This is a genomic window from Porphyromonas gulae DSM 15663 (assembly GCF_000378065.1).
Lineage (GTDB): Bacteria > Bacteroidota > Bacteroidia > Bacteroidales > Porphyromonadaceae > Porphyromonas > Porphyromonas gulae.
Genome location: NZ_KB899150.1, coordinates 1 through 7,526 on the forward strand (window position 1 = coordinate 1; position 7,526 = coordinate 7,526).

At 47.4% G+C, this 7,526-nt stretch carries 4 protein-coding genes and 3 pseudogenes; 4 read left to right on the top strand and 3 right to left on the bottom strand.

What is annotated here, in order from left to right; translation table 11 throughout:
- Positions 1 to 207 precede the first annotated feature (207 nt).
- Positions 208 to 1,151: pseudogene (locus tag F452_RS13550) on the bottom strand (IS256 family transposase, variant Zn-binding type).
- 479 nt (positions 1,152 to 1,630) lie between these two features.
- Here F452_RS13550 and F452_RS10625 point away from each other — a divergent pair.
- The 3 genes and pseudogenes from F452_RS10625 (at position 1,631) to F452_RS10630 (ending at position 4,490) form a co-directional block, all read left to right on the top strand.
- Positions 1,631 to 2,391, top strand: a pseudogene (locus tag F452_RS10625) (DUF4300 family protein).
- A gap of 178 nt (positions 2,392 to 2,569) precedes the next feature.
- Positions 2,570 to 2,995 (top strand): LexA family protein, encoded by a 426-nt coding sequence (locus F452_RS0101825; RefSeq protein ID WP_018964559.1) that lies wholly within the window; start codon positions 2,570 to 2,572, stop codon positions 2,993 to 2,995.
- A gap of 13 nt (positions 2,996 to 3,008) precedes the next feature.
- Positions 3,009 to 4,490, top strand: a complete 1,482-nt coding sequence (locus F452_RS10630) for a Y-family DNA polymerase (protein ID WP_033317113.1) — start codon at positions 3,009 to 3,011, stop codon at positions 4,488 to 4,490.
- Here F452_RS10630 and F452_RS0101835 read toward each other — a convergent pair.
- Positions 4,378 to 5,931, bottom strand: coding sequence for an L-lactate permease (locus tag F452_RS0101835; protein ID WP_018964562.1), 1,554 nt, complete (start codon positions 5,929 to 5,931; stop codon positions 4,378 to 4,380). The two genes, F452_RS10630 and F452_RS0101835, sit on opposite strands and share 113 nt — an antisense overlap.
- Positions 5,932 to 6,147: 216 nt before the next feature.
- Here F452_RS0101835 and F452_RS0101840 point away from each other — a divergent pair.
- Positions 6,148 to 6,999 (top strand): annotated as a pseudogene (locus F452_RS0101840) (IS5 family transposase); the annotation flags it as partial.
- Between the two features lie 164 nt (positions 7,000 to 7,163).
- On the opposite strand, the gene F452_RS11265 reads toward F452_RS0101840, so the two are convergent.
- On the bottom strand, positions 7,164 to 7,526 hold a 363-nt coding region (locus tag F452_RS11265; RefSeq protein WP_155259034.1), incomplete at its 5' end, for a transposase.

Here is a 7,526-nt window from a genome sequence, read left to right on the forward strand (position 1 = left end):
GGTCTATGGGTCAAATTGCAGGCTATTATTTTCATGTTGTGGTTCTATGGGTCAAATTGCAGGCTACTGTTTTAGGTGTATGTTGGGCTATCTTCCTATCTTTATAAGATTGTTCGAAGCATGGTCGATCACTGCCGGTGAGCAACTCGATGAGGAATAGACCACAAGGGATGAGATGCAATGTCGCAACAGGAGTCAGGAGCAATGCTATGGCTCCTGTTTTACATTGCATAGAGAGGCTTTCCATGCCAAGAAAAACCCACAAATCAACCGCTGTCGATTAGCTGCAGACATACCACTATGGCAGTTTATCTTGCGTTTGAGAGCGGAGAACGTCCCCTCTATTTTGTTGTTGGTATTGGGCATCCCTATGCATTGTGATTGTTGGTAAGTGAAGAGGTATGGGAGATAAAACTCAATACTATGTATAGCGGAGCGCAGCTTACGATGTCGGTAACGACTTTTGCCTGATTTGAGCAAGGAACGTCTCATAATGGTGTCATGCCACTTGCTCTTCCATGCTTGAAAGGCTTGGTTAAACCCTTCGTATGTTTGGTTGGATAGGCTGTCTATAAGTAGCAGTAAGTCCCTTGAAGCCAAAACTTTGGGCGTTTGGTTAAGTGGCGAGAAATAATCTGCCGCATATGATACTGGCACATCTGCACAGGGATATTCAGCGAAAGAGAGAAGAGCGTACGGGTGCCATCGACCACAACACCGCGAATAATATAACCTCGTCGGGAGATACTTTCTAAAGCTCGTCTATAGTCTTGAGCACACTCGTTGCGGATGAACTCAAGATACAAAGGGCGAGCTGTGTGGTGATCTATCGCTAAGAGAATACCTGCACCGCGTCCCCAATACGTAGCATCGATATGCACAAATCCTGCTTGCTCCAGAAGCGGCTGTTCCCAAACTTGCTGCACTTCTGATAGGCGTCGTTTAATAGTAGATGCACTGACTTGGTAGTAAGCTGCAAGCTCTGAGATTGTTTGCTTGTGTTCCAAATAACGCTCCCATAGTTCGTCAAGAGAGATTCTGTTTGTCGTACGAAATTGATAGCCACAGTGAGTGCATTTGTAGAGTTGGCGACCATGGCGGATGCCGTTACGCTTTGTCTGTAGAGACTGACAGCAGGGGCACTTTTTTATTCATTGTAAGGGCTCTTTATCGCTTTTGAAATGCCCTCAAGGTAAGTGTTTATCGGCCTTGTAAGTATATTACAGCCTGCAATTTGACCTATAGAGACTTTTCAATCGCCGATTTTGTATTGAATCCGTTCAATTGCCTTCTAGCCCTTATATACAAAGGTTTTGAGAGGGGGCGCAGCCTGCAATTTGACCCATAGACCTCATTTCAAGGGATTTACCAATGATAATTTGAAAGAATTATTGCAACGGAAGGAAATTGAGATCGTCAAGTAGTACTCACATTATCTTATAAGATTATGCGCTACACATATTTTCGCACGAGTATCGTAGCTGCTGCCATAGCGATTGTAATGGCAGTAAGTTCGGGATGCCGAAGCGACAAGCAAAAAAACAACGCCTCGGAAATTACGCAACCCACCCACACAATTACCTATTCGAACCTGCTGGACAAGCCGACGCAGGAAGAAGTGGAAAAAGCAATGATCGACGCCGGTATATCCCCGGAAAACATTGCTTCTTTTCTGCAAAACGTGAACCAGTTCAACGAAGCCATCGAAGGCCAAAGCCTTGTAGAAAGGGGGTTCGTAGTGCTGGATACCATACTGCCGCATTATGACAAACTGGCCATCGAAGCACGGTGGGAAAAGAAATATCCGAATTTCTTCGGATACAATTGCCGTATCACCTCTTACGATCTATTGCACGACTTTATCGCCATAGACCAACCGATCGATGAACGTTCGACCATATTGAACTTTGACGAGGAAACGCTCGACAACTGCGGTCGCACCCTTTTCTCCCCGATAGAGCGACAGGATTCCGAACCCTTTATGCTCCGATACCGACACCTTACGATAAGGACATCGACAAGCATCTGCAAAACGTGAAAGCCTATTGGCAGAGCCACGGTATCCGTTTCATCCACAAAGATGACAAGGCCAAAGCATCGCTGATTTCCGTGATGATGCACTCGGCGATCACACCGGATGAGAGCTATCTCTTCGTCGGACATGTGGGTGTACTGATCCCGATGGGCGACCAACTACTTTTCGTCGAGAAGCTGACGTTTCAAGCACCCTATCAGGCTATCCGGTTCAGTAATCGCACTGAGCTGAACGATTACCTGATGAGGCTATACGATGTAGAATGGGGACAACCTACAGCATCGCCTTTCCTGATGGAAAATGACGAATTGCTGGAGGGCTACCGTCCCAATCCTGATAAGAAAGCAGCTGATTAGCTGCTTTTTTCATTACGATCCTTTCTTTCAATTAATAGTCTCCTGTTTTTTTCATTCCTCTAAGCTGACACACAAAAGTTTTTTCCCTTCGTCTCCAATCGTAGGGAAACAGCTCTGTGCAAAGCTGTCAGTATCGTGATAAAAGGGAAAAGATATTCTGTGCTATCTTTGCTCATAGATGATTGATTTATTCCAAACCGATACCGGATCTTCTCTGCTTCTGCCATTTGCGGACGAAGGTATTCGCGCAGGCTTTCCTTCGCCCGCACAGGACTATATGGATATTGCCATAGACCTGAACCATGAACTGATCACGCACCCATACAGCACGTTCTACGGAAGGGTAAAGGGCAATTCGATGGAAGATGCGCATGTATTCGATGGCGATATTCTCGTCATAGACAAGTCGCTTGCACCACGAGACGGCGATATGGCCGTATGCTTTCTGGATGGCGAGTTTACACTGAAAACTATTCGCATCAAATCGGAGGAGATCCTCCTCGAACCGGCCAATCCCGACTACCCTACCATACATGTATCAGCAGACAACGACTTCGTTATCTGGGGGATCGTAACCTACTGTATCCATAAAACAAGAAGATAATCAGCCCCCCGTTGTGTATGCTCTCTTAGACTGCAACAACTTCTTCGTCAGTTGCGAAAGGGTATTCGACCCCTCGCTCCGAAACAGGCCGGTAGTCGTCCTCTCCAATAATGACGGCTGTATCATAGCTCGCAGCAATGAAGCCAAAGCTTTGGGGATAGGTATGGGACAACCTCTTTTCAAGGTACAGGACTTGATTCGTCGGCACAATGTGGCTTTCTTCAGCTCGAATTTCATTCTCTACGGCGATATGTCCCGACGCATCATGTCGCTTGTATCGGAGCTTGTACCTCGGATGTCTATCTATTCGATAGATGAGTGCTTCATGGATCTAAACGGGGTGGAGGATTATATGTCCCTATGCCACACCATAGCGGATAGGGCCCACCAATGTACGGGCATACCGGTGAGCATAGGTGTAGCCAATACGATGACCCTGTCCAAAGTAGCTGACAAATACGCCAAGAAGTATGCAGGCTACAGAGGTGTATGCGCCATAGATTCGGAAGAGAAGAGGGCAAAGGCTCTGCAAGCATTCGACGTAAGCGATGTATGGGGAATTGGGCGTAGACTATCACGCAAGCTATACTATTATGGCATCAATACGGCAGCAGACTTTGCCTCGATGAGAGAAGGTCAGGTGTATCGCTTGGCCGGCACTCCGGGCGTTAGGACATGGCAGGAACTTAGAGGCGAAGCCTGTATAGAGATGAAACTGCCTCAACCCCGCCAAAGTATCTGCACCACGCGCTCTTTCGGGCAACCATGCCGAGATTTCGACTCTCTTCTTAAACACTTGGTTGTCTTCGCCGATAGCTGCTGTATGAAGATGCGCGAAGAGAAGAGTCGAGCACGCCGATTGAGCATCTTCATAAGTTGTAGCCGATTCGATCAGAAGAACGATTATTCGGCCCAAAATGAAATGCTCCTCCCCGTAGCTACGGCCGACCCATCAGAGCTACTCCCGAAGATTCGCACCCTACTGCAAGAGATTTATCGGCCGAATACACCCTATAAACAGGCGGGCGTAATCTTGTCCGACTTGGTCACGGATGCTTATCAACTCAATCTTTTCGACCCAATCGATCGCATACGGCAGGAGCGTTTTCTGACTTCTGTGGATACCATTCGCCGACGCTTCGGGAAAGAGAGCCTGACCATTGCCACTCAGGAAGCAGAAGCCATAGCATGCATCTCTTCGGTCAAGCATCGTTCACGCAGATATACGACCAATATAAATGAGGTCATAGACATCGTTCTACCCGATCAGCGGAAAAGCGGAGAAAAGGAATCGACGATCAGCAGCCGGCAAGAAGAGACCAATCGAGAGACCTCATGCAAATACCCACTGCAAATCGCCGATTATACGAACAATTATAGCCTCACGCCAGAAAGTAAACCATCAGTCCTACCACCACTACATAGAAGAGAGCATAGGGGATGGCAGAGCGCAGGATGCTGCCTTCCTCGCCCTGTTGGTTACAAGAAGCAGTAGCAATGGCGATACTCTGCGGAGAAATAATCTTTCCTCCAGTGGCTCCTGCAGTATTGGCCGCAGCTAACCACTGTGTATCCACGCCTATCTGATTGGCTACTCCTGCCTGCAACTTACCGAACAGGATATTGGACGAAGTATCGCTACCCGTAACAAATGTACCTACAGCACCTATGAGGGGAGCGAATAGAGGGTACAGCGTACCGGTAGCCTCGGCCAATGCCGTAGCGATAACCAGTATCATGCCGCTATAAGTCATGATCGCGCTCATAGCGACAAGACTGATAATGGTGACACCGCTTTTTCTCAGGCCGACAACAGTCTTTCCCAAAATGCTAAATAACTTTCGGGCCGAAACGCCCTGCACCAAACCTCCGATAAAGGCTCCGAGGAAGAGCATAAGACCGGCATTGCTAAGCCAGCCGAAATTGAACGTCTTGCCTTCGTGGTAGATGGGCAAAGCTATTTTGGATACCAGATTGGACTTAAGGAAGTCGCTTATGGGACCACTTACCGGACTGGCCAGCACAATAAAGAAAAGGATGAAGAGATAGACACTCCATGCTTCGAAAATCTGTTTGCGGCTATATTTCTCATGAGAAGTTGCAGCTGCTTCATCATCTTTCTTGGCAGTCAATTTTGCAAAAGCGATAATGACGATAATGGCTGCAATACTACCGAATATGGCCGGCGTTTCTGCTCCCAGATAACGAGCCGAAGCATACTGTACGGCCAATGAAACACCTCCGACCAGCAAGGCAAGAATAATGTTTTTGGGCTGACTCTTAGCACTCCTGTCCGTCAGGAAAAGAATGATATACGGGATAATGAACATCAACACCGAAAGCTGGAGGACCACATGCGCACTGATGATCTGAATCTCTCCCGCTGTCGCCACACCGTTGGCTGCGACCTCATTGGCCAGCGTGGTTACAGGTACTCCTACCGCACCGAAGCCGGTAGCCACGCTATTGGCTATCAGACTGACCAATGCGGAGAATCCCGGTTTGAATCCCAGACTGATAAGGATAGCAGCCGGTATCGCTACTGCTGTTCCAAAACCGGCCATTCCTTCGAGCAACCCACCGAATCCCCATACAAGCAATAAGACTTGGATACTCTTATCCCGGCTGATACCGGTAAACTGCTTCTTGATAATCTCGATTCTACCCGATTCCAGCAGCACATTGTAGCTGTAGATAGCCATCAAGATGATAATCAAAATGGGGAAGATAGCTTTGAGGGCTCCTTCCACAAAAGCCCAACCGACACCGGCACGGGTAAAATCTGCAGGAGCGAATTCCAACGCCGGAGCAGCGAACAAGGCTACCAGAGCTGCACAGACGAGAGCCAGGACAGCACTCTTGTGGCCTGCCATTCTGAGTCCGAGCATCAAAACGATAAGAAGAACGATGGGAAGAATTGAGAGAATAATGTCCATAATCGATCGTTTTTTAGCGTGTATTCTGAATTGATATCTACACAAAGAAAATAAAAAAGCTCTGCTCTTGCACCATTAATGACATACAATAAAGTCCTTACGACGGTATAATGAGACCTTTGCACGGCAATTGGCCTGCATTTTATTTATTAATTCATTGTGTAATAGGAAGTTTTTTGTGTATTTGAGTATCAAAAACAGAATAATATTCTTCCCATGGCATACCAATCTAAGAACACCGATGAGCATGTAACATTTGCAGACGCACTCTTTTCAAAGCGTTATCGCAAAGCACAAAACGACTTCCTCAGTCAGATTGACAGGCTTATTGATTGGCGTCCGATTCGGACGCTGATCAACAAGAAATACAGGAAGCGACACAATGCCATCGGTGACCCGGCTTATGACGTGATTCTCTTATTCAAGATGTTGCTTCCGGAGACATGGTACAACCTCAGTGATTGTGCTCCGGAGGAGCGCATCAATGATTCAATGACCTTTTCCCGATTCTTGGGGCTGAAGATGGAAGAAGGATCTCCCGACCACAGCACCATCAGTCGATTTCGTTCGGCACTGACCGAACCGGGCCTGATGGACAAACTATTGGTGCAGTTTAACAAACAACTTTCCCGCCATCACATTTCGGTAAGGGAAAGGGTGCTTGTCGATGCAAGCCTTGTGGAGACGCCATATAAACCCAATGGAAGCATTACGATTGAAGTCGCAGACGACAGGGAAGACAATCGGAGCGAGGAGGAAAAAGAGGCAGAGGAGGATTATCAAAAACAGGTTGTCCGTCAGCGTAAAGGGACGGATGAAGAAGCCCGTTGGGTGTACAAGCAAAAGCATTATCACTACGGATACAAAAAGCATTTTTTGACCAATGTTCAAGGCATTGTTCAAAGGGTGATAACGACTGCAGCGAACCGCATTGACACGAAGGAGTTTATTCCGCTATTGGAGGGCGCAAACATACCTCAAGGCACAGCCGTCTTGGTGGACAAAGGATATGCTTCCGGGGAAAATCGTTCGTACCTGCAAACTCATCACCTTCAAGATGGCATTATCCCAGAATTGTCATTAGAGTCCATTGCGCAATGCCATGGTTATATCACTATGTTCTTTCAAGTCATTTTTGCCTATTGAGGCAGTGTTTCTCCGCGGTGGTATTCTTCTTCCCCCTTACCCCGACCTTGTGGGTTATTTCCCACAGGGTCGGGGATTTTTTTTGCCTATCTGGCTGCTTGAAGCACAAGCAGCCCCGGCATACGCTTGAGATTGTAGGCCATAGCTTCAAGGATATTCTGTGTATGTGTCTTGGCTAACCCTCGGTAGCGACATCGTCCGCCCAAGAACCACCGACGAATACTGCCAAAGGTGCGTTCTATGAAGCACCTTGTCTTACTTATCATACGATTGAATAACTTCTGACTCTCGCTAAGGACTTGCCTCCGACTAGACTTGAGCATGATGCCATCAACCAAGCCCCGACGAGCCAAGTACTCCGAATTCTTTTTGCTACAGTAGCCCTTGTCTGCTAATACACTTACCCCTAATGACAACTCTGACTTCTCTACCGATTCGGGCAAAACAAG